The organism is Psychroserpens sp. BH13MA-6 (assembly GCF_052983595.1).
Window position 1 is genome coordinate 297,968 of the sequence record NZ_JBRJGE010000001.1, and the last position, 24,580, is coordinate 322,547.

The 24,580-nt window shown below is 35.7% G+C and carries 19 protein-coding genes and 1 tRNA gene; 8 read left to right on the forward strand and 12 right to left on the reverse strand.

Translation table 11 applies throughout. The features are described from left to right. Positions 1-2,166 (reverse strand): carboxy terminal-processing peptidase, encoded by a 2,166-nt coding sequence (locus ACU8DI_RS01360; RefSeq protein ID WP_447111558.1) that lies wholly within the window; start codon positions 2,164-2,166, stop codon positions 1-3. Positions 2,167-2,379: 213 nt separating this feature from the next. Between ACU8DI_RS01360 and surE the strand changes: the two genes are divergently transcribed. From surE to ACU8DI_RS01385, 5 genes are all read left to right on the forward strand, one after another. Then, the gene (gene surE, locus ACU8DI_RS01365) at positions 2,380-3,159 is read left to right on the forward strand and encodes a 5'/3'-nucleotidase SurE (protein WP_447110938.1); all 780 of its coding nucleotides are present in this window, start codon (positions 2,380-2,382) and stop codon (positions 3,157-3,159) included. Beyond that, a complete protein-coding gene (locus ACU8DI_RS01370; RefSeq protein ID WP_447110939.1) occupies positions 3,149-3,436 on the forward strand; it encodes a hypothetical protein in 288 nt (95 codons plus the stop codon). The genes surE and ACU8DI_RS01370 overlap by 11 nt, the downstream gene beginning before the upstream one ends. A 2-nt stretch (positions 3,437-3,438) precedes the next feature. Beyond that, positions 3,439-4,548, forward strand: coding sequence for a lipid-A-disaccharide synthase (gene lpxB / locus ACU8DI_RS01375; RefSeq protein WP_447110940.1), 1,110 nt, complete (start codon positions 3,439-3,441; stop codon positions 4,546-4,548). Positions 4,549-4,623: 75 nt separating this feature from the next. After that, the gene (locus ACU8DI_RS01380) at positions 4,624-5,142 is read left to right on the forward strand and encodes a C40 family peptidase (RefSeq protein ID WP_447110941.1); all 519 of its coding nucleotides are present in this window, start codon (positions 4,624-4,626) and stop codon (positions 5,140-5,142) included. Positions 5,143-5,241: 99 nt separating this feature from the next. Then, positions 5,242-7,221, forward strand: a complete 1,980-nt coding sequence (locus tag ACU8DI_RS01385) for a ComEC/Rec2 family competence protein (RefSeq protein ID WP_447110942.1) — start codon at positions 5,242-5,244, stop codon at positions 7,219-7,221. A 7-nt stretch (positions 7,222-7,228) separates the two neighbouring features. Here ACU8DI_RS01385 and ACU8DI_RS01390 read toward each other — a convergent pair whose 3' ends face one another. From ACU8DI_RS01390 to ACU8DI_RS01405, 4 genes are all read right to left on the reverse strand, one after another. Further along, a complete protein-coding gene (locus tag ACU8DI_RS01390; protein WP_447110943.1) occupies positions 7,229-7,786 on the reverse strand; it encodes a thioredoxin family protein in 558 nt (185 codons plus the stop codon). Positions 7,787-7,892: 106 nt separating this feature from the next. Beyond that, positions 7,893-9,482 (reverse strand): peptide MFS transporter, encoded by a 1,590-nt coding sequence (locus ACU8DI_RS01395; RefSeq protein WP_447110944.1) that lies wholly within the window; start codon positions 9,480-9,482, stop codon positions 7,893-7,895. A 50-nt stretch (positions 9,483-9,532) separates the two neighbouring features. Next, the gene (locus ACU8DI_RS01400; RefSeq protein WP_447110945.1) at positions 9,533-11,125 is read right to left on the reverse strand and encodes a peptide MFS transporter; all 1,593 of its coding nucleotides are present in this window, start codon (positions 11,123-11,125) and stop codon (positions 9,533-9,535) included. A 24-nt stretch (positions 11,126-11,149) separates the two neighbouring features. Next, positions 11,150-13,375, reverse strand: coding sequence for a S9 family peptidase (locus ACU8DI_RS01405; protein WP_447110946.1), 2,226 nt, complete (start codon positions 13,373-13,375; stop codon positions 11,150-11,152). A 177-nt stretch (positions 13,376-13,552) separates the two neighbouring features. Between ACU8DI_RS01405 and ACU8DI_RS01410 the strand changes: the two genes are divergently transcribed. Beyond that, positions 13,553-14,857 (forward strand): hydroxymethylglutaryl-CoA reductase, degradative, encoded by a 1,305-nt coding sequence (locus ACU8DI_RS01410; RefSeq protein WP_447110947.1) that lies wholly within the window; start codon positions 13,553-13,555, stop codon positions 14,855-14,857. Beyond that, positions 14,858-15,784, forward strand: coding sequence for a GYDIA family GHMP kinase (locus tag ACU8DI_RS01415; RefSeq protein ID WP_447110948.1), 927 nt, complete (start codon positions 14,858-14,860; stop codon positions 15,782-15,784). It begins immediately after the preceding gene. 53 nt (positions 15,785-15,837) lie between these two features. Here the strand turns inward: ACU8DI_RS01415 and ACU8DI_RS01420 are convergent, their stop codons facing one another. The 6 genes from ACU8DI_RS01420 to ACU8DI_RS01445 all read right to left on the reverse strand — a co-directional run bounded on the left by ACU8DI_RS01420 (position 15,838) and on the right by ACU8DI_RS01445 (position 23,727). Then, positions 15,838-18,003, reverse strand: coding sequence for a peptidylprolyl isomerase (locus ACU8DI_RS01420; protein WP_447110949.1), 2,166 nt, complete (start codon positions 18,001-18,003; stop codon positions 15,838-15,840). Between the two features lie 177 nt (positions 18,004-18,180). Further along, positions 18,181-19,470, reverse strand: a complete 1,290-nt coding sequence (locus ACU8DI_RS01425) for a hemolysin family protein (RefSeq protein WP_447110950.1) — start codon at positions 19,468-19,470, stop codon at positions 18,181-18,183. Positions 19,471-19,723: 253 nt separating this feature from the next. Beyond that, on the reverse strand, positions 19,724-20,293 hold the full coding sequence (lptC, locus tag ACU8DI_RS01430; RefSeq protein ID WP_447110951.1) for an LPS export ABC transporter periplasmic protein LptC: 570 nt from the start codon (positions 20,291-20,293) through the stop codon (positions 19,724-19,726). A gap of 1 nt (position 20,294) precedes the next feature. Then, positions 20,295-21,677 carry a tetratricopeptide repeat protein gene (locus tag ACU8DI_RS01435; protein ID WP_447110952.1) on the reverse strand — a complete coding sequence of 461 codons (1,383 nt, stop codon included), beginning with the start codon at positions 21,675-21,677 and terminating at the stop codon, positions 20,295-20,297. Positions 21,678-21,694: 17 nt separating this feature from the next. After that, on the reverse strand, positions 21,695-22,999 hold the full coding sequence (locus ACU8DI_RS01440; RefSeq protein ID WP_447110953.1) for a hypothetical protein: 1,305 nt from the start codon (positions 22,997-22,999) through the stop codon (positions 21,695-21,697). After that, the gene (locus tag ACU8DI_RS01445; RefSeq protein WP_447110954.1) at positions 22,999-23,727 is read right to left on the reverse strand and encodes a type III pantothenate kinase; all 729 of its coding nucleotides are present in this window, start codon (positions 23,725-23,727) and stop codon (positions 22,999-23,001) included. The genes ACU8DI_RS01440 and ACU8DI_RS01445 overlap by 1 nt, the downstream gene beginning before the upstream one ends. Before the next feature lie 190 nt (positions 23,728-23,917). Between ACU8DI_RS01445 and ACU8DI_RS01450 the strand changes: the two genes are divergently transcribed. After that, a tRNA-Phe gene (locus ACU8DI_RS01450) sits at positions 23,918-23,990 on the forward strand. Positions 23,991-24,065: 75 nt separating this feature from the next. On the opposite strand, the gene ACU8DI_RS01455 is transcribed toward ACU8DI_RS01450, so the two are convergent. Further along, entirely contained in the window at positions 24,066-24,560 is a 495-nt protein-coding gene (locus ACU8DI_RS01455; protein WP_447110955.1) for a heavy-metal-associated domain-containing protein, read from the reverse strand. Positions 24,561-24,580: the final 20 nt, after the last annotated feature.

A 24,580-nucleotide genomic window follows, 5' to 3' on the forward strand; every position in this document is an offset into this window, starting at 1 on the left:
CTAATTTTTTACTGATGAGGCTACTTTTTTTATTTCATAGGTCATTTTAAGATCATTAAGAACGTTTAATGCTTCTTCAATATACACATCCTTACTTAAACTGACATGCCAGCGTTCACGCTTTTCCTTGAGTATGGAATCTTTATCCATGAGCTTTAATTCATATGGCAATGATTCAAAAGTTAAATTCGTTTTATAGTCTGAAATTTTCTCAAAACGTTTAGATTCCTCTTCGTTATTCTCAAGAGCCTTTTTGTAGGCTTCATAATTCAAAGAATAGATTTCTCTATCTCTAATTTTTTTAACCCATTGCGCATTGGCATCGATTAATTTCAACTGCTCATTGTTAGCCATTCGCTTTTTACTCTTTTCAATCGTCGTGTCATAGTCATAATAACTTCCCCATACGCTATAATCTACGGCATCAATCTTATCCCAGCCTAAAGGGTTTTCCTGATCTTTTTCTCCAATATTTATATAACTATAACGATCTGGGACAACGACATCACTTTTCACACCTTCCAATTGCGTTGAACCACCATTAATTCTATAGAACTTTTGCGTTGTAAACTTTAAAGCTCCCATATCGCCATTACTGTTAGATCTCACCATTCTGTTTAAATCTAATACATTTTGAACGGTTCCCTTTCCATAAGTTTGCTTACTACCTATGATAATGGCTCGTTTATAATCTTGCATGGCAGCTGCTAAAATTTCTGAAGCCGACGCTGATAATTCATTGACTAATATCACGAGCGGACCATCCCAAACGATTGACTTATCCTTATCTCTTAAAACTTCTTTAGGCTCTCCTGAGGTCTTCACTTGAACAATAGGTCCATCTTCGATAAACAAACCACCCATATCAACGACCGTTTGCAAGGATCCACCACCATTATTTCTTAAGTCTAGGACCAAACCTACGACTCCTTCAGCCTTTAACCTTTCAATTTCTAATCGAATATCTGAAGCCGCATTACGCTTGTTGTAATCTTCGAAATCTACATAAAACTTCGGAAGATTGATCACACCGAATTTTTTACCATCCTTAATTACTGTTGACGATTTCGCATAAGTTTCTTCTAATTCAACAATATCTCTGGTAATAGTGATATCCTCAATTGTACCATCTACTTTTTTCAAGGTTAGTGTGACTTTGGTACCTTTTGGTCCTTTAATGAATTTGATCGCATCATCAAGACGCATTCCCACTATATTTAAAGGCTCATCTTCATTCTGTTGACGCACTTTTATAATTTGATCACCAACTTCTAATTGATTTTGTCTCCATGCTGGTCCACCACTAATAATTTCATTAACGATAATGGCATCCATTTTTTTCTGAAGTCTCGCACCAATGCCTTCGAAATTACCAGACATAGCAACATCAAAACGGTCTTTGTCTTCTGGTGCAAAATAAAATGTATGTGGATCAAACTCTTCAACAATAGCATTTATGTAAACAGCAAACCAATCTTTACGCTGTCTGTCATCTATAAAGTCATAGAGCTCATCCAATGATCTTTTTGTGGCATCTCTAGCATCCTTTTCAAGTTCTTTCTTCGTTTTATTTACGAGTGATTTTTTGATCGTTTCAGAACCGTCGTTGTCGATTAAATTTTGCTTTTTAGCATTTTTCTGATCTTCTAATAAATCATCGAAATTAGCTATGGTTGAAAACTTCAATTGTTTTCTCCAGCGTTCTTTCATTTCTTTTTTTGACGACGCATAGCCAAGATTATCATAATCTGTAGAAAACTCTTCCGCTATTGAAAAATCATAAGGTTTCGCTAAAACTTCTTTGTAAATATTTTTAGATTCAGCAATGCGTTTTAAAAGGCGATCGTGGGTGATATTAAAGAATGTAATATCATATGCTTTAATTTGATCGTCTAACTGGTTTTTATAGGCTTCAAATTCCTTGATATCCGACGCATAAAAATAGCGCTTGAACGGATCTAGTTGCTCAAGATAATCATTGAAAACTTCCTCAGAAAAGCCATCATTTATGTCTTGTGGGTTAAAATGTCCTTGTTCCAATACATAGGTTATAAGCTGAATTAGAAGCTTATCTTTATTCGGGTCTTGAAATTTTTTAGTCGTAAAACTGCATGAGGCAAAGGCTAAGAGTAATACTAGTAGCAGCAGTTTATAATTCCTCTTCATCATATTTTTCATTGTTTTAATTATAACACGCATTTAACAAGAAATTAATTCTTTAGTCATGTAAAATAGGGCTAATTTTATAATTTTTACTAATGTAACAGAAAAAATCATGCCATTAAAATCATGCGCTACTAATTTTTTGTTAAACCTATAAACATAGGAAATTCATGGCAGTTTATCTATTTTTGTCTTTAAATCTAACACCTTAAACGTATGGCTACAAAACCGCTAATTCTTGTGACAAATGACGATGGTATCACCGCTCCTGGAATCAGAGCACTTATTGACGTGATGAACACTATTGGCGATGTTGTTGTGGTCGCTCCTGATAGCCCTCAGAGTGGTATGGGTCATGCCATTACCATAAACTCTACACTACATATTGAGAACGTCACTATCGATGATGGACCTCAAGAGGAATACAGTTGTTCAGGGACGCCAGCAGATTGTGTAAAACTAGGTGTCAAACAAATACTAAAAAGACGTCCAGACCTATGTGTTTCTGGTATTAACCATGGTTCTAATTCTTCCATAAATGTCATCTATTCTGGCACCATGAGTGCTGCTATTGAGGCTGGTGTTGAAGGTATTCCCGCGATTGGTTTTTCATTATGCGATTATAATTGGAGTGCCAATTTTGAACCTTGTAAACCCTTTGTAAAGACGATAGTTGAGAATGCCTTGGAGCATGGATTGGACAATGGCACAGTTCTCAATGTTAATTTTCCTAAGTTGGAAAAAAAAGACATAAAAGGTATTAAAATCTGTAGGCAAGCGAAGGCGAATTGGGAGGAAGAATTTGACAAACGTCAAAACCCATATGGTAAAGACTATTATTGGTTAACAGGGAAATTTGTTAATTTAGATCACGGTGAGGATACCGATGAGTGGGCTTTAGAAAATGGTTATGTATCTGTAGTTCCCATTCAATTTGATTTAACAGCGCACCACAGCATCCAACATTTAAATACTTGGGAATTTAATGAAAAATAACCAACACTTATTAAAAGGCATAATCATTGGCCTACTTGCTAGTGCCATCGGATTAGTCATTGTACTTTTAGTTTTTGGCAAAGGAAACTCTATCATCAATTCTTTAGATATTGCGTTGCATACAGGCGTATTTACAAAATTAATGAGTATGGGTGCACTTTTAAACTTAGCTGCGTTTTTTTTGTTTATTAAGCGCCATGAAGATATCATTGCTAAAGGCGTACTTATTGCAACTGTTGTAGTGGCTATCCTAACCATTATTGTTAGATTTGTTTAACTATGAAATATTATATCATTGCGGGCGAAGCCTCTGGAGATTTACATGGCTCCAATTTGATGAAAGCATTGCAAAATAAAGACAGCAATGCAGAATTCAGATTTTGGGGTGGCGATCTGATGCAGTCTGTTGGTGGCACTTTGGTTAAACATTATAAAGAGCGGTCTTTTATGGGATTTGCCGAAGTGATTTTAAACTTAAGGAAAATCCTTGGCTTGATAAAGTTCTGCAAAAATGATATTGAAGAATTTAATCCTGACGTTATTATTTTCATTGACAATTCAGGATTTAACCTGCGTATCGCAAAATGGGCAAAAGAACATCATTATAAAACTCATTATTATATTTCGCCTCAGGTATGGGCTTCTAGGGCCAATCGCGTAGAAAAAATCAAACGCGATATTGATGCCATGTACGTGATTCTTCCATTTGAAAAGGCATTTTACAAATCCTATAATTATGAGGTTCATTTTGTTGGTCATCCACTTATTGATGCTATATCAGATAGGGTTCAAGTAGATGAACAGACATTTAGGCAAACACACAAGCTTAATGACAAGCCAATTATTGCCTTACTTCCGGGAAGTCGGAAACAGGAAATAAATAAGATGCTCAATGTCATGTTAAGTCTTGTTGAAGATTTCCCCAATTATCAATTTGTAATAGCTGGAGCACCTAGTCAAGATTTCAGTTTCTATGAAGGTTTTATCAAGCAGCATAATGTTGCCTTCATCAATAATAAAACATATGATTTATTAAGCGTCTCAACGGCAGCCTTAGTCACTTCAGGCACGGCAACCTTAGAAACGGCTTTATTTAAAGTTCCTCAAGTGGTATGCTATAAAGCTAATAGTATCTCTTATCAAATTGCAAAGCGCATAATAACTCTGAAGTATATTTCGTTGGTTAATTTAATCATGGATCGTGAGGTCGTCACTGAACTCATTCAAGGGAATCTGAACAAAAAATGTCTTAAAAAAGAACTAACTAAAATTCTCGATGAAGATCAACGTATTAAATTCTTTATAGACTATTATGATTTAGAGAAAAAGCTCGGTGGTAAAGGCGCCAGTGAAAAAACAGCCACCTTAATCTATGATAGTTGTAAATAAGATTGTTGAAAACCCCTACGTTATTGTAGCGTCCAAAAATCATATTTATTTATTTTTAGACATTATTTCTTATACATGAAAAAAATCATTCTACTTTTTACCTTGTGTCTTTGTTTTGCAAATTGTAAATCTTCCAAAGGTATTGTTACCAAAAAAAATAAAACAACACATACAGCGAAACATCCAAGAACGACAACTAGTGCAACGTCAAAAACGATAGAAAATATTATTGATTATGCCAAATCGTTTCAAGGTACCCGTTATAAATATGGTGGCACAACCAAACGAGGCATGGACTGCTCTGGTCTTGTCGTAACAGCATTTCAGAAAGAAGATATTTTATTACCACGAACTACTGCCGACCTATCTACGCGAGGAGATTGGGTTGATGTCAAGGAAGTTTTAGAAGGTGATCTCTTATTTTTTGCTACTAAAAAGAACAGTAGAAGAATCAACCATGTCGCTATCGTTACTAAAGTGAGGCCAGGTTATGTTGAATTTATTCATTCTACGACCAGTAAAGGAGTTATCACGTCCACATTATCTGAACGCTATTGGTACCTAGCCTATGTGCAGGCGAGACGAATAATGTAGTATATTTTCTATATATAGAATATTTACTATATTAGGGAGGTGAAACCTCTTAATTTTATAGTCATTAAATTGACCATTTGTTTGGTCCTTGGAATAGCAATGGCACATTGGCATACGATTCCAAATACGCACACATTAGTTGTTGCTTTAGTCCTTCTCCTGTTCTTATTTATCGATTATAAAAGAGCGCGACACAGCTTAAAAAGGCAGGTGAGTTATGGTATTCTTACATTCTCACTAGCAATAATTCTCGGTATTTGTTCCTATAACCTCCACAATCAAAAAAACTTTAAGACCCATTACAGTCAACAATACAATCTCTTAATTGACGCTAATCATTCGATGATCTTTAAGATTAGAGAACGTCTAAAGCCTTCCATTTACCACGAAAAGTATATTGTAGAGCTTCTAGAAGTCGACCGAATAAAAATATGTGGAAAACTATTAGTTAATATTAAACGTGACTCCCTTACGAGACATTACAAGGTTGATGATGTGCTATTCACTGAAGCCGAACTTAAAACAATTAATCCGCCTCTCAATCCAGATCAGTTCAACTTTAAACGTTATTTAGAGCGACAATACATTTATAATCAAATCACTCTTGGACCTAATGAACTACTAACCATATCAACAACAACTCATACACTTCTAGGTTATGCAGAAACATTCCGTCAGCACATAAATACGCAACTGAAATCATATAATTTCGCAGAAAGTGAACTGGCCATCATTAATGCACTACTCCTCGGACAGCGTCAGGATATTGACAAAAGAACTTACGAATCTTATGCGAATGCCGGTGCCATTCATATTCTAGCAGTTTCGGGTCTTCATATTGGTATTATTTTATGGCTTCTCAATTATTTATTACGTCCATTGGAAAGAGTGAAGCATGGCAAAACATTTAAAGCCTGTATCATCGTACTCATATTATGGTGTTTTGCGATTGTCGCAGGTTTATCACCTTCAGTTACCCGAGCAGTAACCATGTTCAGCATTATTGCCGTGAGCATGCACTTAAGAAGACCTACTAATATTTACAACACCTTGGCATTTTCTATTTTATTGCTTCTCTTATTTAGGCCAATGCTCTTATTTGAGGTTGGCTTCCAAATGAGCTATTTAGCCGTTTTAGCCATTGTTTCCATACAACCCATTTTATACCAAACTTGGAAACCTCAATGGAAAATTGTTGATTATTTCTGGAATATAACAACCGTGACTTTGGCCGCTCAAATAGGTGTTGCACCCATTAGTCTTTATTATTTTCATCAATTTCCTGGGTTGTTTTTTATTTCGAATCTAGCCATTATTCCATTTTTAGGTTTCATCTTAGGATTGGGCATCCTTGTCATTCTTTTGGCAATCACACATCTACTTCCTGAAATTTTGGCTCAATTCTACGGACTGATCATTCAGACCATGAACACATTGGTGTCATGGGTATCTATGCAAGAAGCCTTTCTTTTTAAAGACATATCCATTCATATTTTTCAAGTCATTACAAGCTATGTCATTCTATTAACTTTAATCATGTTTCAAAAGCATAGAGATTATCGATCTTTAAGACATTTACTTCTCAGTGTCTTATTATTCCAAAGTGTCTCGATATACATAAGGCACCAGACGAGATCTCTAGAATTCATCATTTTTCATAAAAGTCGGCACACGATCATGGCTCAAAAACACAATCATCATCTCACAATATTTCACAACTTAGATAGTACAGATGCCACGAGAAATATGATGCTGGCTAATTACCGTGTTACTAACTTCATAGACACTATTGAATATCAAAACCTTGAACACATCTTTCAAGTCAAGGATACGCTGATTTTGGTAGTTGATAGTTTAGGGGTATATCACACTAAAAGCTTTCAACCAGATTATATCTTATTGAGAAATTCACCAAAAATAAATCTAGAGCGCTTAATTGATTCTATACATCCTAAGATGATTATTGCAGACGCTAGCAATTACAAATCCTATGTCAATAGATGGCGTTCTAGTTGTCTAAAAAAACAGCTCCCTTTTCACTATACAGGTGAAAAGGGAGCATTTATTATTAAATTTTAATAGGCTGTTATTCTTGAAATTCAGCTTTGAAAGATTTGTAATAGTCGTTAAACTCTTGTTGAGTCTTGATATTTTTATAGTCGTCTGTTTGAAACAGCTTTAAATACAATTCAATTTGTTGTGGTTTCATATAACCACTAATAGGTTGAATAACGTCTCCTTTTTCATCAAAATATACAATTGTTGGGTAAGCTCTCACGCCTAACTTTCGCGAAAGTTGATGCACGCTATTACGTCTATTTTTTAATTCCTCTTTATAGTTTGGGTTTGCATAAGATTCTCCTTTGTAGGTCACTTCTGAATTTCCTTCTGCATTAAATTTTACCGCATAAAAGTGTTTGTTGACATAGGACACAACATCCTGATTGTGGAAGGTGTTTTTATCTAACATTTTACAAGGACCACACCAATTAGTATAGACGTCCATCATTATTTTCTTAGGCTTTTTCTTTTGAGCCGCCAATGCCTCCTCCAAAGTCATCCAATTAATCTCATTGGCCATTTGTGCCGTTGCAGCGACGGATACCATCAGTACGACTGCTATAAATAATACTGTTTTTTTCATAATATGATTTGTTGCAAAAGTTATTCCGAACTTACAAAAAATGCACCTAAGTTGGTGCATTTTAGGTTATTTTAACGGTTCTATTATTATAGAATTAAAAAACTATTTATTTAATACCATGCATTTTTCGTTTCATCATTGGATTTAGCATTAACATAATCAATGCCGCAGTAATCGGAATTATTGTAAATATTAAGAAGAATGTGGACAATCCGTGTTCTTCAGAAATTGGATCAATAAAACTTCCTGTAAAACCTCCCAAAAGGTTCGCGAAAAAGTTCGCAGTAAACCAAATTCCAAACATAAAACTAACGAATTTAACAGGGGCTAATTTACTCACATAGGATAATCCAACTGGAGAGACACATAATTCACCCATAGTATGTAAATAATAGGCAATAACCAAGAAGATTAAACTCACTGAAGCAGTTTTAGCACCATCTGGAATACCTGCTGCACCGTAGGCCAAAGCCGCAAACCCTAGACCTACTAGGAATAATCCTATTGCAAATTTAACTGGACCTGATGGATTGTATTTACTTTGCCAAATTTTAGAGAACAGTGGTGCAAATAAAATGATGAATAACGAATTTAGAACTGAAAACCATGAAGCAGGAACTTCAGTGGTATCAGATTGAAATTCTCTATTTAGCATCCAAATCACGATTCCCCAAATAATGACAAAACTAAACCCTAATATAATATTCGCAAGGGAATATTTACTATAGGTTTGCTTAAATAGCATAGCCAAAACCCAAGTAATAACAATCATTGGAACCACAGTTATAACAGAATTTATAATCTTAAAAGTTGTCGCTGCGCTTCCCGCTAAGGATCTATCTGTATAATCTGCGGCAAAAACGGTCATTGAACCACCTGCTTGTTCAAATGCCCACCAAAAAAAAACTACGAATAATGAGAAAATTCCAATAACAATCATCCTGTCCTTAACCACTTTTGAACTTTCGGTTTGATCTATTACATCTTCAATGTCTTCCTCCATTTGCTCTACACTATCTTCTATAACATCATCAACATCTCCAGCTTTAATAGGAGTCAAACCTATTTTGCCAAATATCTTTTGAGAGAAATGAAATTGTAACATTCCAAAAAACATGAATACACCTGCCAGACCAAATCCATAATGCCAATTTACATTTTCTCCTATGTATCCACATAAAAGTATCCCTAAGAATGCTCCTGCGTTAATCCCCATATAAAAGATGGTATAGCCAGCATCCTTTTCCTTCCCTTGTGTTTTATACAATTGTCCAACCATCGAAGATATATTTGGCTTAAATAAGCCATTACCTATAATTAAAAAAGTTAAACCTGCGTAAAAGAACATGGAAGTCAATCCTTCTAATGCCATAGATGCATGACCCAGCGTCATTATAAATGCACCCAAAATAATTGCTTTTCTGTAACCCATGAATTTATCGGCAATAAAGCCACCAATTATTGGTGTTATGTACACCAATCCCGTATACCATCCATATAGGACTAAAGCATCTGCTCTTTCCCATTCCCAACCACCATCTAAGATAGCAGACACAAGAAATAAAACCAATAATGCACGCATTCCATAATATGAGAAACGCTCCCACATTTCTGTAAAGAAAAGTACAAATAGTCCTGAAGGATGCCCTAAAACTGTTTTTTGGTTCTCTTCCGAACCACCAAATTTAAATTCCATATAAGATTTATTTAGTTAGAAATATTATTTGTATTGACCATCTACCAGACTCAATGTTTTTCTTCCATCAGCACCTCATCTTCTCCACTCTCATCAGTATCAACATTATGCATCATTTTCTTTACTATAGGCGAAATGATTAGTAAAAGAACTCCAAAAATTAATCCGGTGTATAAAAGTTTTTTAAATAACTCGGTATAACTAGCTTTAGCTCCAGCTAAATCGGTTGCTACACCTCCTGTAGTATCTATGCTAGCTAAGTTAGCCAATAACGAGGCAATATACTCAGAACCTGCAGTCGCTAAAAACCAAACGCCCATCATGAAACCTACAATTTTTGCAGGAGAAAGTTTTGTGACATAAGATAATCCCACTGGAGACAAGCATAATTCTCCCCATGTATGTAATAAATATGCCAAAACCAACCAAACTATAGCTACTTTTCCTGTTCCAGAAAGGTCAGCTCCAAGCACTAATGCTCCAAAACCTAACCCAACTAAAATTATACCTAAGGCGAATTTTACCGCAGCATTAGGATTCATTTGACGCTTCTCCAATTTAATCCATAACCAAGCAAAAACAGGTGCGAATAGAATGATAAAAATTGCATTTAAACTCAGAAAAGCTCCTGCTGGAATTTCTCCAAACATACTCGTTGTTCTATCAAGGATTCTATCGGCATATAAATTTAAAGACGTATATGCCTGTTCAAATAAGGACCAAAATATCACTGAAAATAGAATTAAGATTGTTAGCGCAAATAATCGCTCTCTTTGCGTCTTATTTGATTTAGTGATGGCATACCAAATAATGTATATCAGAGATCCTGCACCTGCAATTAACAATAATATTTCTACAATACTATGTCTTTGAACCATTTGCCATACAACAAATACTCCTATTACGGCAAGTATATAAATGGTCCACTCATTACTTAAACCTAAAGGAGATTTCTTCTTTAAAAGAGACTCATCTTTTGATTCTCCTTTACCATAAAAATACTTTTTTCCTGAAATAAAAGTAATGAGGCCTATAACCATTCCTATACCTGCGGCACCAAATCCATAATTCCAACCATATGTCTCTCCTAACCACGCACAGACTAAAGTTGCGAGTGCCGAACCCAAATTAATTCCCATATAGAAAATTGTAAATCCAGAATCACGGCGAGCGTCCCCTCTCTTATAAAGTTCTCCAACGATAGATGATATATTAGCTTTTAAAAAACCGACACCCATTATTATAAGTGCTAATGATAAATAAAACACTTGGAGTGCTGACTCATCACGTTCAATTACTCCAGCTGTCATTTCCTTTGCCGCTTCTCCTTCATATGCCATTCCTAAATGGCCCAGAACTAAGAGTATTCCACCAAAAGTTACAGCACGTCTAAACCCTAAATATTTGTCTGCCAGTAAACCTCCGATAACTGGCATTGCATATACCAATGCTGCATAACTTCCAACCAATAAATTGCCTTCTGTATCACTAAATAAATGATATTTTACTAAATAAAGAATTAACAACGCCTTCATTCCGTAAAAAGAAAAGCGCTCCCACATCTCTGTCAAAAATAAAATATAGAGCCCTATTGGATGCCCAAATAACTCCTTTTGCTGGTTATTATTTACTGTAGTTGACATGGTTTATGAGTTAGTTAGTTTATTTTATCCTTTTATTTTCGTGTTTTCTGTTTTCTTCGAATCAGGAACGTTTCGGTTTTCTCCTAAATGCTCATGAATAAAATTCGTCATTTTCTTGTACAAATGTAATCGCGTATTTCCGCCGTAAATACCATGATTTTTATCTGGATATAGCATCCATTCAAATTGCTTATCCGCTTGAATTAAGGCTTCTACCATGCGCATCGTATTTTGTACATGCACATTGTCATCACCCGTCCCATGAATCAATAAAAAGTCTCCTTTCAGCTTGTCTACGTGATTGATAGGCGAATTTTCATCATATCCTGAAGGGTTCTCTTGAGGTGTGGTCATATAGCGTTCAGTATATATGGTATCATAAAAACGCCAGCTAGTTACTGGAGCAACCGCAATTGCCATACTAAACGTATCATTGCCTTTCAATAAGGCGTTACTACTCATAAAACCACCATAGCTCCAACCCCAAATACCTATATTATTTTCATCTATATATGGCAATTGTGCCAATTGCTTTGCTGCTGCAATTTGATCCTCAACTTCGTATTTACCTAATTCATTTTGTGTCACTTTTTTGAAGTCGGCACCTTTATATCCAGTGCCTCTTCCGTCAACACAAGCCACTATATAACCTTGTTGTGCTAAATGCTGATACCAATAATCATTGGAAGAATTCCATCGATTCGCCACTTGTTGTGAACCTGGACCCGAATATTGGTACATAAATAAGGGGTAAGTTTTAGACGGATCAAAATTAGCGGGTTTAATCATCCACATATTTAAATCATTTCCATTGACATTGATGGTGCTAAATTCTTTGGCAGACGTCTTATATTCTGCTAGCTTTTGAGAGAGCTTATCATTGTCTTTAATACTTTTGATGACGTCTCCCGTTTTGGCGTTATTTAACGTGTATTCAGGTGGATTTGTCGCACTTGAATACGTATTTATAAAGTACGTGAAATCGGCACTAAATGCCGCATTGTTGGTACCGGTGTTTTTAGTTAAACGCTTCTTGTTCTTACCATTTAAGCCTATCGAGTAAACACTTCTGTTGATGGAGCCATCTTCAGTAGATTGATAGAAAATACGCTTTGTATCCTCATCGTATCCATAATAATTGGTGACTTCCCAGTTACCCGAAGTGACTTGGTTAATCAACTTACCAGTATCCTCGTAATGATAAATATGATTCCAACCGTCCTTTTCACTGGTCCAAATAAAACTATTGTCTTTTAAAAAGGTGAGATCAAACGTGACATCCACATAAGCGTTATCCGTTTCTTCAAGTACAAGTTTACCGTCACCAGTATTGGCGTTGATTAACCATAAGTCCAATTCATTTTGATGACGATTCATATATTGAGCACTCAATATTTTGGCATCATTGGTCCATTTAATTCTAGGAATATAAAAGTCGTTGTAAGCTTTTTTCGGTTTAAATTCTTTTGTTTTTTCTGAATTCAAATCGTACAAATGGAGAGACACTACAGCATTGGCTTCTCCTGCTTTTGGATATTTAAAAACGTGTTGGGTTTGGTATAATTCTTTTCCATAGACGTCCATTGAAAACTCTGGAACATTACTTTCATCAAAACGTATAAATGCAATGTGGTTACTCGCTGCGTTCCATTCATAAGCACGTACAAAACTAAACTCTTCCTCATAAACCCAATCCGTAATTCCATTGATAATCTTATTTTTTTCACCATCAAACGTGATTTGTCTTGTGGTATTTGTGTTTAAGTCTTTAACGTATAAATTATTATTTAAACCATATGCGATTTTAGTCCCATCAGGTGAAAATGTTGGTTCTTGAATTTTTTCTTCAGACACCAAACTGGTTTTGTTGGTATTGGTATCATATACATAATATTTCCCTAACGTTGAGCGTCTGAATATTGGTTCCACATCTGTCGCTAGTAAGACTTTAGTTTCGTCTGCTGAAAATGTATAATCTGTAAAGTAGTCAATGTCGTCTAGGGATGAAGCACTCACTAAAGTCTTCACTTTTTCTAGTGTTTTATAATCAAAAATATCTATTTGAGAGGTTCTGTTTTCATAATTCAAAACAGAATATTGCTGACCGTTTTTCATGGAATGTAGGGCATCCATTCGTTCGGTTCTAAAACTTCCATCCCATATTTCCTCAAGTGTTATTTCTTTATTTTGTGCTGATGCTAAAGCGGTTACAAAAAACAGAAGAAGTGCTAAGGATTTCAATATTCTCATAAAGTTATTTTTTTGATAAAATAATGTCAAGTTTACTAAAAATAATGCAAAAAACAGTAACTAATGTAAGTTAAATGCGCAATATTGTGGTAAGGCATCAATAATAATACCAAGAATACTATCTTTGTAATTCGTATTTGATGACTTCAAAATTCTAGACATTTTAAAATTTAGCTCATGACCAAACCCATTTCAGGTTTTTCCAAATTATCGAAATCAGAAAAAATCGATTGGTTAGTTACTACTTACTTTGCGCATCCTGAATCTGCGCGCACACTCATTGAACAATACTGGAATTCTGATGAAAAGCTACAGCAGCTGCACGATGAGTTTATAGAAAACACCATCACTAATTTCTATCTCCCGTTAGGTGTTGCACCAAATTTCTTAATCAATGGTAAAACTTATACCATACCAATGGCCATTGAGGAAAGTTCTGTGGTCGCTGCTGCTAGTAAGTCGGCCAAATTTTGGTATGATCGTGGTGGATTTAAAACGGAAGTTATTTCTACACAAAAAATTGGTCAAGTGCATTTTACCTCAGACGGAGATCCAGAGGATTTAGCAATATTTATAAATCATGTGATTAAAGAAAAACTTTATGAAGACACCAAGCACATCACAAAAAATATGGTAAAGCGTGGTGGTGGTATTGTTGACATCGAATTTAGAGATAAAACAGATGTATTAGAGCACTATTACCAATTACACGTTACTTTTGAGACCTTGGATGCCATGGGTGCCAATTTTATAAATTCTTGCTTAGAGCAATTTGCAGAAACACTGAAAAGGGAAGCTCAAAAATCATTGTCCTGTCAATTAGAAATTGTCATGTCCATTCTTTCCAATTATGTCCCCAATTGCATTGTTAAAGCCGAGGTGAGTTGCCCAATCAATGACCTTGATGACCATCCTGATATCGCTCCAGAAGTTTTTGCAGAAAAATTTGTCCAAGCCGTAAAAATTGCTGAAGTTGAACCTTTTAGAGCGGTGACTCATAATAAAGGCATTATGAACGGCATTGATGCTGTTGTTCTTGCTACAGGCAATGACTTTAGAGCTGTTGAAGCTGGTGTTCACGCCTATGCTTCGAAGAATGGTCAATATACAAGTTTAACACATGCTGAAATTGAAGGTGACATCTTTAAGTTTTGGATGGAAATCCCTTTAGCACTTGGAACGGTTGGAGGCTTAACAAATTTACACCCATTGGTAAAATTAACATTGGAAATGCTCGGTAAACCATCAGCGCAAGAACTTATGCAAATAGTCGCTGTGGCTGGCTTAGCTCAAAATTTTGCAGCTATACGGTCTTTAACAACGACAGGAATACAGGAAGGACACATGAAAATGCATCTCATGAATATATTGAATCAACTAGAAGCGACTTCCGACGAAAAAACAGCATTAATTGAGCACTTTAAAACGCATACAGTCACTCATAGTGATGTCGTTTCTGAAATAGAAAAACTCAGACAATAAATGACCCATTACTACAGTCATGGTAAATTACTGATCTCAGGTGAATACCTGGTACTTGATGGTGCACTCGCTTTGGCTGTTCCAACTAAATTTGGACAATCTCTGAAAGTGACACAAACTTCTGATGACAGTCATTTACTAAAATGGAGAAGCCTCGATGATCATGGCTCAGAATGGTACACATCCACATTTGATCTCTCCGGGAATTCTATTTCTAAGACCACAAAAAAAACGGATCCAATTACAGATCGTCTCCTTGAAATTTTGAATGCTACAAAACAACTTAATCCTGAATTTTTGGCTACTCAAGACCGTGTAGAGATCACGACAACACTTGAATTTCCAAAAAATTGGGGTCTTGGAACCTCTTCCACGCTAATTAACAATATCGCCTCATGGGCTGGTGTTGACCCTTATAGATTATTAGCATTAACTTTTGGTGGTAGTGGTTACGATATCGCTTGTGCGCAATCTAATCAATCACTTACCTATCAATTGAACAACCGAAAACAACCTTTAGTAAACACCGTTGATTTCAATCCGTCTTTTAAACAACAGCTGTACTTTATACATCTGAATCAGAAGCAAAACAGTAGAGATGGCATCGCTAAATATAGAACGAACAAAGGCTTAGATGAATCATCCATTCTAAAAATTAATAGGATTACCAGTCAAATGATTCATTGCAAGTCGCTTGAGACGTTTAGAACCCTCATGGAAGACCATGAATCCATTATTTCCAAAGTGATTAAAACCACTTCTGTAAAGCAGCGATTGTTCTCCGATTTTCAAGGGAGTATTAAAAGCCTTGGTGCTTGGGGTGGTGATTTTATAATGACTGCGTCAGAGCAAGACCCTACCAATTATTTCTTAGGCAAAGGCTACAAGACCATCTTATCGTACTCAGACATAATCATGAACGAATAAAAAAAAGCTTCACCACAAGGTGAAGCTTTTTCAATTATATCATTTTGCTCAGATTAATAGAATTTTGCTCTATTATCTTCAATGTCTGCAGTTTCTTTAAGCGCATTGTAAACTTTAGTTTGTGCGGCATTCGATCTAGCTGTGCTCAATCGGTTTGCAATGGCTTGGTAATTGTCAAGTTTCGTAGCTTCATTCACTTTGGTAACTTCCACCATAAACACACCTCTATTACCATTAATTAAACCAGAAGTTTCACCTTCGTTTAAGCCAAATGCGACGCCTACTACTTTAGGTTCTAGACCAGCACCAGACAAGGTTGGATTCTTCATATTAACAGAAGCTGCTGTACTTGTTGTTCTATTTTGACTTTTAGCAACCTCTTCTACCGTTGTTGCTGAGATTTTCTCACGAATCATTTGCGCCTTCTTCTCTTTTCTGATTTCACTCAAAGCTGAAGCCGAAGCATTCTCAGGATCCATTAAACCTTCTTTGTTGATCTTAGTGACTTGAACAACGGCATAACCACCACCTGGAATCGTAAATCGTTTATAATCTCCAACTTTAGTTCCTTCTTCAAAAGCCCATCTTACAATAGGTCTTTGACTTCCAATACCTGGAATGTTTTCATCTAATATCTTGATACTATTGACTGGTTTAACTTTCAAATCACGTGCATCAGCAGCCTCTTGAAAATCTGTATCTTGGATGGCTAATTCAAATTTAGAAGCATTCGTAAATACCTCATCAATAGTTTCCTCGGAAGGCTCTATCGTTCTTGCTATGGTCGCAACTTTTACTGCTTTAGATGACCCTTTTTGATCTAAAATTTCAATAATATGGAAACCAAACTGCGTTTGTACCACATCAATATCGCCAACATTATTTTGGAACTCAAAATCACTGAAAGGCTTCACCATTTGTGTACTAGGGTGAAAATCATAGACACCACCATTCTCAACACTTCCTTGATCGGATGACAAGGCTGTTACCAATTCTGGAAATTTAGATCGATCTGCTCTCACTACAGCTAACACACTATCTGCTGTTTCTTTAGCTTGTGCTTCTGTTTGAGTCACATCAGCTGCTGCTCTGGTTGCTCCAATATGAGGAATAAGGATATGTCTTACTTTCGCTGAATCAGGAATTTGAGTAGTCGCCACCATTTTGGTCAATTTCATCATTCCATTGTCCTTGTATGGCCCATAAATATCTCCAACATTTAAATTGAATAAGGTGTCTGCGACTGCATCTGATAACTGTGACTTCTTGACAAAAGTGTCTGTATAACTCACATCAGATTCTGCCGTATAATTTATGTAATCGGTCATCTCATCAGCTTTCACTTGAGAGAATGCTTTGATTCTGATTGTATCATTATTGTCCTTATCATATTCAAGCTTGCCATCAATAAACTTATTGAAACTCGCTTTAAGAGCGTCCTCATCTTTCAGACTCGGTTCTTCTTTAAACTCAACAAATACAATATCACGAGAAGCTTCTACTTCAAATTTCTTTTTATTCTCGTTGATGTACGCTTTAATATCAGATTTCGTTACCTCAACCAAACTATCATTGATTGTAGTGTAAGGTATTTGAACGAACTTTAAATCACGTGTAGCACTTTCCAACATGTAATCTACTTCCGCTTCATTCAAGGTAGCATTGACTCCAGCTTTTACCATATTATAGTAGGCACGCTCCTGAGCACCAATGGCAATCGAACTTTCATTGTTCACCCAGTCATTATAATTTAATTGAAAATTCCCTAATAAGGCTCTCTCGCCATTTAAAGACTTCAGGTTTGCAACGAACTCTGTTAATTTGTTTTCATCAAACAAACCGGCTTCATTTTGAAATTCTGGATAACTGGCAAAACTTTGTTCCAAAAGATCTTTCATTTGATCCTTCTCAACGGTCAAACCTAATTCTTCAAATTGTGTTTTCATTACAGCACGACGCACTTCTTGGTCGTACACTCTTTCCATAACTTGAGTAGAAGTGGCATTAGGTCCCATTTGCCTTTGCATGTTTTCCACTCGATTCATAAATTCTATTCTGTTAATGTTTTGACCATTAACTGTCGCTACGACATCCTGAGCACCACCGAACAAAGCATCACTATTTTTGAATAGATCTGTAAGAACAAATGAAAATAACGCTAATGCGATGATTAAAATCAAGAACAGTGAACGTTGTCTAATTTTATTTAAAACTGCCATTATATTGTATAATTTAACGAATAATAAGTGGGCGAAAATACCATTTTCTATTAAATAATAAAAGTAGATTTCTATTTTTATTCCCGATATTTCATGGGTTTCATCGAAAGTTTCAGAAGCGCATTATACAATGGATGATAAACCGACAAAATCTCATTGAATAAATGTTGTAAAAAATTAATCTTCTTCGAGAACTTGAAGCGATACACTATCGATTTTTGTAGACGATACTTCTAAGATTTTAAATTGAAAATGACCAATAACGACCTCATCATTGACCTGAGGAATACCTTCTGTTTCATTGACTATCAATCCTCCTAATGTTTCATACGTTTCATCTTCAGGCAAATTGAGTTTATAGACTTCATTAATGTAATCCACTTCTAATCGCGCGGAAAATTTAAAGTGCGTATCATCAATTTTTTCTTCTAGCAACTCGACACTATCGTGTTCATCTTCAATCTCACCAACGAGTTCTTCTACGATATCTTCTATGGTCATAATACCAGCTGTACCACCATATTCGTCTATAACCACCGCCATACTTTTACGTTTTTTGGTCAAAATATTCAACACATCCTTGACCAACATGGTTGCAGGCACATACACTACGGGTTTTGTAACTGATTTAATCGATTTAGGCTTTTTGAATAATTCGAATGAATGCACATAACCCAATATATCGTCAATACTCTCTTTGTAAACTAAAATTTTAGACAATCCCGATTCAATAAAAAGTGTGCTAATATTCTTGATAGAGTCGTTCACTTCTACCGCTGTAATTTCTGTTCTAGGCACCATGACCTCTCTCGCCTTAACCTCTGAAAACTCAAGAGCATTCTGAAAAATTTGGATTTCGCTATCAACTTCATCGTGTTCTTCAACCGATTCCATTTGCTCACTGATATAATTACCCAATTCAACCTTGGTCATCGCCAATTGCACATCATCGCCTTCCGTTTTAAAAAACCGTTTTAATATTTTATCTGAAATCCAAATAATAAATGAAGAAATAAACCAGAATAAAATGTAAAATAGGTAGGCTGGAAAGGCAAATATCTTCAAAAATGAATTCGCATAAATTTGAAAAAAGACTTTTGGTAAGAATTCTGCGGTAATTAATATGACTAAAGTCGATATGATGGTTTGAGTTAACAGGCTTAAATCATTTAATAGATAATTGACCAGTGCGTAGTCTGAAGGTAGCATCGACTGAAACCAATCTACCAAAACATCACCCATTACAAAACCATAGACCACTAATGCGATATTATTTCCAATCAGCATCGTAGCAATAAACTTTGATGGCTTCTCTGTAAGCTTCGTTAAAATGTTCGCTAAGAAATCTCCCTGTTTTTTTTCAATCTCAATATGAATTTTATTGGAGGAGACATAGGCTATTTCCATTCCGGAGAAAAAGGCCGAAAGCAACAGCATAAGCACAATAATCACAATGCTATAGTCCATCTGTGATTACTTATTATTATCGAATTTTTTCCTAAATTTTTTTCGGAAGAAAAACATAAATATCGACAAGCCTGCAAAAGCAAATGAAATCAAGACCCTTGAGCTATCCACACCTATATTTGAGATAGCGTCCCAAATAAAGAGTATGGCAAAGAACAGATAAACATATTGAAAAAACTTGAGTAGTTTCATTGATTGTTATAATTTATTGGATACAAAGATAAAGATGTTTTATAAACAATCTTTAGGAAGCTTAATCTTTTAAGATGGTTTCACCACGACCTTCTAATATGGTGTAATTGTTAAACTTAGTATCGGCATCAAAAATATTTCCATGGCCACTTCGGGATGCGACAGACTTTAACTCGACGGGATGATTACTAAATAGCCATTCTTGTTTTTGATCGTAATACATTTGTTCTGCAAACAGGCTATCTTTTTGAGGCGTAATTAAAATCACATTTCCTTGAAGGTCAATGAGCTCTGTTGCGTTATAAACAATGGCATAATCTGCCAATACTATATTTTTTTGGTTGTTCTCATCATAAAGTGACAAACGCACACCATCAGGGAATTCAGAAAAGGCAAATTCTCGGTTGGAATAGTCTAGCATTTTAGGGCTTTCCAAATTTGCAATAACGCGTCCGAGAGAATCCTCTGCTTCGGTATATTTTAAATTAATATTTTTTGCTTCACCGATAGGCTGGTTTTGCAGCACACCAATTTTCTGGACTTCCTTAAAATTATTTTTACATGAAAAAAACATAGTCACAGCAATGGCCGTGACTATGAATTTATTTGTATGTCTATTTTTCGCGATCATCTTATAGGCTTGGCACCTTCACGCTACCTCCAATCCAACATCCAATGTTGATGGTAGTTCCTTCACAACTACATGTAAATATTTCTGACTTTGTAGGAGCGTTCGCATTATAAGAGTCTGCTGCTTGTTTTGCTGCACCCTTTAAACTTGGATCTGCTTGACCGGCTTTTAAAGCCTCTTGTGCTGCATACCAGAAAACGGCTCTTTTATTAAATGCTGTATCGCCACAACTGTTAGCACTACTTGCATACATAGCTGCAATTGACAAGTGAGGTGTTCCATCTGATGGATTTAACTTGAGTGCTTCTCTATAATAGTTTCTTGCAGAACTATAACTTCCTCGCTTTTTAAATCCTGCAGCAATTCTTTTAGCCAACCTTGCTTTTTTGAATGTATCCGTTTCTAACTCATAAGCTTGCTTGATATAGCTATCGCCTTCTGAGTTTTTACCTTGCTTATATAAAATGGTAGCCACAAAGTATTTTGTATCGGCAGATGGTGCTGTAGCATCATAAGCTTTTACTAGATCTATATATAATGGATCATCAGTACATTCTTTGGCATACATTCTGCTCACGGCTCTTTTCAACCATTCTGCATCATTTTTATACGTCGGAAAATCTTTTTTGTAAAGTGGTATTAAGTTTTCACAATTGGCCAACTGACCCAAGTAAGAATCCAAACTACCAGAAATTTTATCGTTTGCCTCTAATTTGGCCTGGTAGTAAGGCTTGTATTTCTTTTCTGTTTTGGTCAAACTTTGTCCAGCTTCTTCTTTTTCAATCAACTTGTTTAAGTCGGTTGCATATTTAGCGTTTAAACTTTCAAGTTGCTCATTAACGTCATCATATTTATCAAAGACTTTCTGCAATTCAAATTTACCTGCTTTGTATAAATCCACTGTTTTAGTGAAATACACATATAGACCTTTGGTACTTGTAAAGTTTGGCAAATCTTCTTTATATGCCTTATCGAACGCCTCATAAATTTGCATATCCGAAAGACCTAATTCTTTCTGGTTATCATATTTCATGACACCAATATCTTCGAGAATTTCACCTAATTCGTATTTACTTGGGTAGTATTCTCTAGCCTTTTCTAGAAGCACAAAGTAGTCTTCAATAAAAGCCACTTTCTCAGCGCCAGTAGCATTCTCAATTTTATGGTCTAAAATTTTAGCTCCGTATTGATAGATAGCTCTATTGAACTTAGGACATTTGTTTCTTACTTTCATCCATGGCTCATAAGCTTCATCATATTTCTTACTCTTAACATAATCATTCATCAATGTTAAGTTAAGCATGCACTCTTCGTCTTGTTGTGCAAAACCAAAGTTGGTAGCCATTAACAAAGCTGCAATGATTAATGTGACTCTCGTTTTCATCTTCTTCTTTTTTTACGTTAGTTATATTTTAGTTTTTGGAACCATCTATCGTTTAATGACAGACTGATGTTCAAATTGAAAAAGTTTTCTTGTATCAGGTTTTGGTTTGTTGTTCCTCTTCTTCCGAGCTCAAGACCAATGTTAGCATTTGAGAAAACTTGTCCGATTGGTAATCCTACTCCAAAAGACATGCCAAACTCTCTTATGGCCTCATTATTAATCTCTAATCCTGTATGCTCAAAATGAAGACCAGCTCTATATGTCACTCTTTTCCAGTAACTTGAAAAAGAGATATAATCAGGAATGTAAAATCCACCAATAGCGATATTGGAAGCATTTACAAAATTAGCATTTTCTATTGAAACAATTGGGTTTGAAAATTTGCTGGTGTTTTGTGTTGTAAATTCTGCTCCTAGGAACCACTTTCTAGGCTCACCAATTCCGGCACCAAATGACAACCTCGAAGGTAATGTAAGATTTGTTTCATCCAGTCCTTGAGATTCTAAATCGGCTTCAATTTCGTTTAAAACAAATTCTTCCCCTGTATTCGCACTAATCACGATAGTAGCAAAAGACCGTTCATTCAACGAGTTCAAATCACTTTTCGGTGAATAGGTCAGTCCAGCTTGAAGCTCAAGCTTTTCATTAATCATTGATTTATAAGTCAGTCCCAAATTCACATTGAGTCCGCTTAAATCCGAACGATTACTTTCCCTTGATTGGTATTGGACAAGATTGCCGTCATCGTCATAAACGAACTTTACCACACTGTTTTGGATATTTCCGAAGTTATAATTGACATCAATTCCAGCACTTAGCTTATCAGTAATACTATAGCCAAGACCGAGAAACACACGGTTAACACCACCTTCACCCTTATACCTGTTCTGAATGACGTCATCTTCTGAATCTTCTAATTTATAACCAACCGACGTGTAAGGCACTAAACCGAAACCGAGTCCAAACCTACCAACTGGAACAGACAGTGCTAGATAATCAAACGTGGTCGAATTTGCTTTAGCTTCTCCCGATTCGGTCTTAAGATTTAAACTGTTATGACTGGCTCCAAAAGAAAATTTCACTGGTCGGGTTTCCTCATCCCAAATTTTAAGATTGGGTGCGACATAAGCTGCTGGATTTCGCAAGTTCACATGAATACTGTCTGTATAAACACTCAATCCTCCCATGCTCCGATTTTCAACCGTCCCTTTAAATTTAAGACTTCCTATTCCGTAAAAAGAATAAGGCGAAGCTGTACCTTCTTGTGCATACGATTGTATGGAGAAAAAAGCCACTAAAACTATAACAAGTTTTTTTATCATTATTGTGAATTATATTCTAAAATAAAGTTCAAACCTTCCAAAAGAAAATTTGAGTTGGCAAATATGCTATTTTTTAATTGGTTTGACAAGAATTTGGCATCTCCTCCTGTTAAAATAACTGTTAAATCTGAATATTTTTCGGCATATGCATTAATAATACCATCAATTTCATTCAAAACACCAAAAACCACTCCAGAGTGAATGGCGTTTTGGGTAGAATCACCAATAAGGGTCTCTGGTTCCCTTGTTTCAAGTAAGGGTAAATTCGCGGTTAATTGATTTAGTGACTTATATCGCAACCGAATACCTGGCGAAATAGCACCACCCAAATAGTCGTTTGATGCCGTAATAAAATCATAGGTAATACAGGTTCCAGCATCGATAATGAGAACATTTTTATGCGGAAACTGTTGAACGGAAGCACTAACAAGAGCGATCCTATCAACACCCAAGGTTTCAGGTGTTGTATACAAATTCGTAAAGGGCAAATCTAGTTCATGTGACAGGACTAAGAGTTTTACCTTTTTCTCCAAAAACTTGATTTGAGATGCTTTCAGATTCCCTACGGAAGATACAATAGCTCGTGTAATATTCTCATACTCTTGAAATAGACGCGCTATCATGGTTTCAAAGTTATCAAGCGCGCCTACCAACTTTTTCTTAAGTTGCTTGTTATTATAAATGGCTAACTTGACTTGGGTATTCCCAACATCAACAATTAAATTCATAACTATTTTAAAGGGTTAAAACTACGAAATGAATTGCCAATTTTTGATTGTAATTAACCAAATTATAACATTATTTGGATAGAAATCAATGATTTAATTCGATCATAAGACATTATACACATTTTTTTGTCGTTTCATTTTGCGAATAATAAAAATGGGTCTATATTTGCACTCGCATTTTTATGCAACTGGTGCCTTAGCTCAGTTGGTAGAGCAAAGGACTGAAAATCCTTGTGTCCCTGGTTCGATTCCTGGAGGCACCACCTTAAAGCCCTGTAAACACTTGTTTTACAGGGTTTTTTAATTTTACAGGGACAACATTAGGGACAACAAAAATCCTAATGGTCGTGATTTGAATGGTCATCACTTTTTTCTTCACCAGATTGATTCATCATCATATCGTGGTCGTATTTACAACAACCTGGTAAATTTTTGTACGCTTCTTCATCACCTTCAACTTTTTCGGTATCGTACCCGGAAGCTGCAATTGCTTTATGAATTGCCATGACGTCTGTTTTTGAATCATCAAAAGTCACATCAATTTTCTTTTTATCGACATCCCAATTGGCACTTGCCACACCATCAACTCCGTTAGCCACCTTCTCGATAGTGCTCTTACACATACCACAATTACCTCTTACACCAAAGGACAGATTTGTCATTGCCATATCTTTAGACATTTCAGTTGTTGTTGTTTCTGTTTCTTTTTTGGTTTCGTTTTTACAACTTGTTAAACCTAATGCTGCTATTACAGCTACACTTAAAATTACTTTTTTACTCACGTCGATTACATTTTTGTTTTTGTGTTCGTGATTTTTCTTTGAAAAATTCATTGTTTAAAATTTAATTGTTA

Excerpts from the sequence above, each read along its gene's own strand:
- ACU8DI_RS01360 (WP_447111558.1), bottom strand. The coding sequence starts at position 2,166 with ATGAAGAGGAATTATAAACTGCTGCTACTAGTATTACTCTTAGCCTTT.
- surE (WP_447110938.1), top strand. The coding sequence starts at position 2,380 with ATGGCTACAAAACCGCTAATTCTTGTGACAAATGACGATGGTATCACC.
- ACU8DI_RS01370 (WP_447110939.1), top strand. The coding sequence starts at position 3,149 with ATGAAAAATAACCAACACTTATTAAAAGGCATAATCATTGGCCTACTT.
- lpxB (WP_447110940.1), top strand. The coding sequence starts at position 3,439 with ATGAAATATTATATCATTGCGGGCGAAGCCTCTGGAGATTTACATGGC.
- ACU8DI_RS01380 (WP_447110941.1), top strand. The coding sequence starts at position 4,624 with ATGAAAAAAATCATTCTACTTTTTACCTTGTGTCTTTGTTTTGCAAAT.
- ACU8DI_RS01385 (WP_447110942.1), top strand. The coding sequence starts at position 5,242 with ATGGCACATTGGCATACGATTCCAAATACGCACACATTAGTTGTTGCT.
- ACU8DI_RS01390 (WP_447110943.1), bottom strand. The coding sequence starts at position 7,786 with ATGAAAAAAACAGTATTATTTATAGCAGTCGTACTGATGGTATCCGTC.
- ACU8DI_RS01395 (WP_447110944.1), bottom strand. The coding sequence starts at position 9,482 with ATGGAATTTAAATTTGGTGGTTCGGAAGAGAACCAAAAAACAGTTTTA.
- ACU8DI_RS01400 (WP_447110945.1), bottom strand. The coding sequence starts at position 11,125 with ATGTCAACTACAGTAAATAATAACCAGCAAAAGGAGTTATTTGGGCAT.
- ACU8DI_RS01405 (WP_447110946.1), bottom strand. The coding sequence starts at position 13,375 with ATGAGAATATTGAAATCCTTAGCACTTCTTCTGTTTTTTGTAACCGCT.
- ACU8DI_RS01410 (WP_447110947.1), top strand. The coding sequence starts at position 13,553 with ATGACCAAACCCATTTCAGGTTTTTCCAAATTATCGAAATCAGAAAAA.
- ACU8DI_RS01415 (WP_447110948.1), top strand. The coding sequence starts at position 14,858 with ATGACCCATTACTACAGTCATGGTAAATTACTGATCTCAGGTGAATAC.
- ACU8DI_RS01420 (WP_447110949.1), bottom strand. The coding sequence starts at position 18,003 with ATGGCAGTTTTAAATAAAATTAGACAACGTTCACTGTTCTTGATTTTA.
- ACU8DI_RS01425 (WP_447110950.1), bottom strand. The coding sequence starts at position 19,470 with ATGGACTATAGCATTGTGATTATTGTGCTTATGCTGTTGCTTTCGGCC.
- lptC (WP_447110951.1), bottom strand. The coding sequence starts at position 20,293 with ATGATCGCGAAAAATAGACATACAAATAAATTCATAGTCACGGCCATT.
- ACU8DI_RS01435 (WP_447110952.1), bottom strand. The coding sequence starts at position 21,677 with ATGAAAACGAGAGTCACATTAATCATTGCAGCTTTGTTAATGGCTACC.
- ACU8DI_RS01440 (WP_447110953.1), bottom strand. The coding sequence starts at position 22,999 with ATGATAAAAAAACTTGTTATAGTTTTAGTGGCTTTTTTCTCCATACAA.
- ACU8DI_RS01445 (WP_447110954.1), bottom strand. The coding sequence starts at position 23,727 with ATGAATTTAATTGTTGATGTTGGGAATACCCAAGTCAAGTTAGCCATT.
- ACU8DI_RS01455 (WP_447110955.1), bottom strand. The coding sequence starts at position 24,560 with ATGAATTTTTCAAAGAAAAATCACGAACACAAAAACAAAAATGTAATC.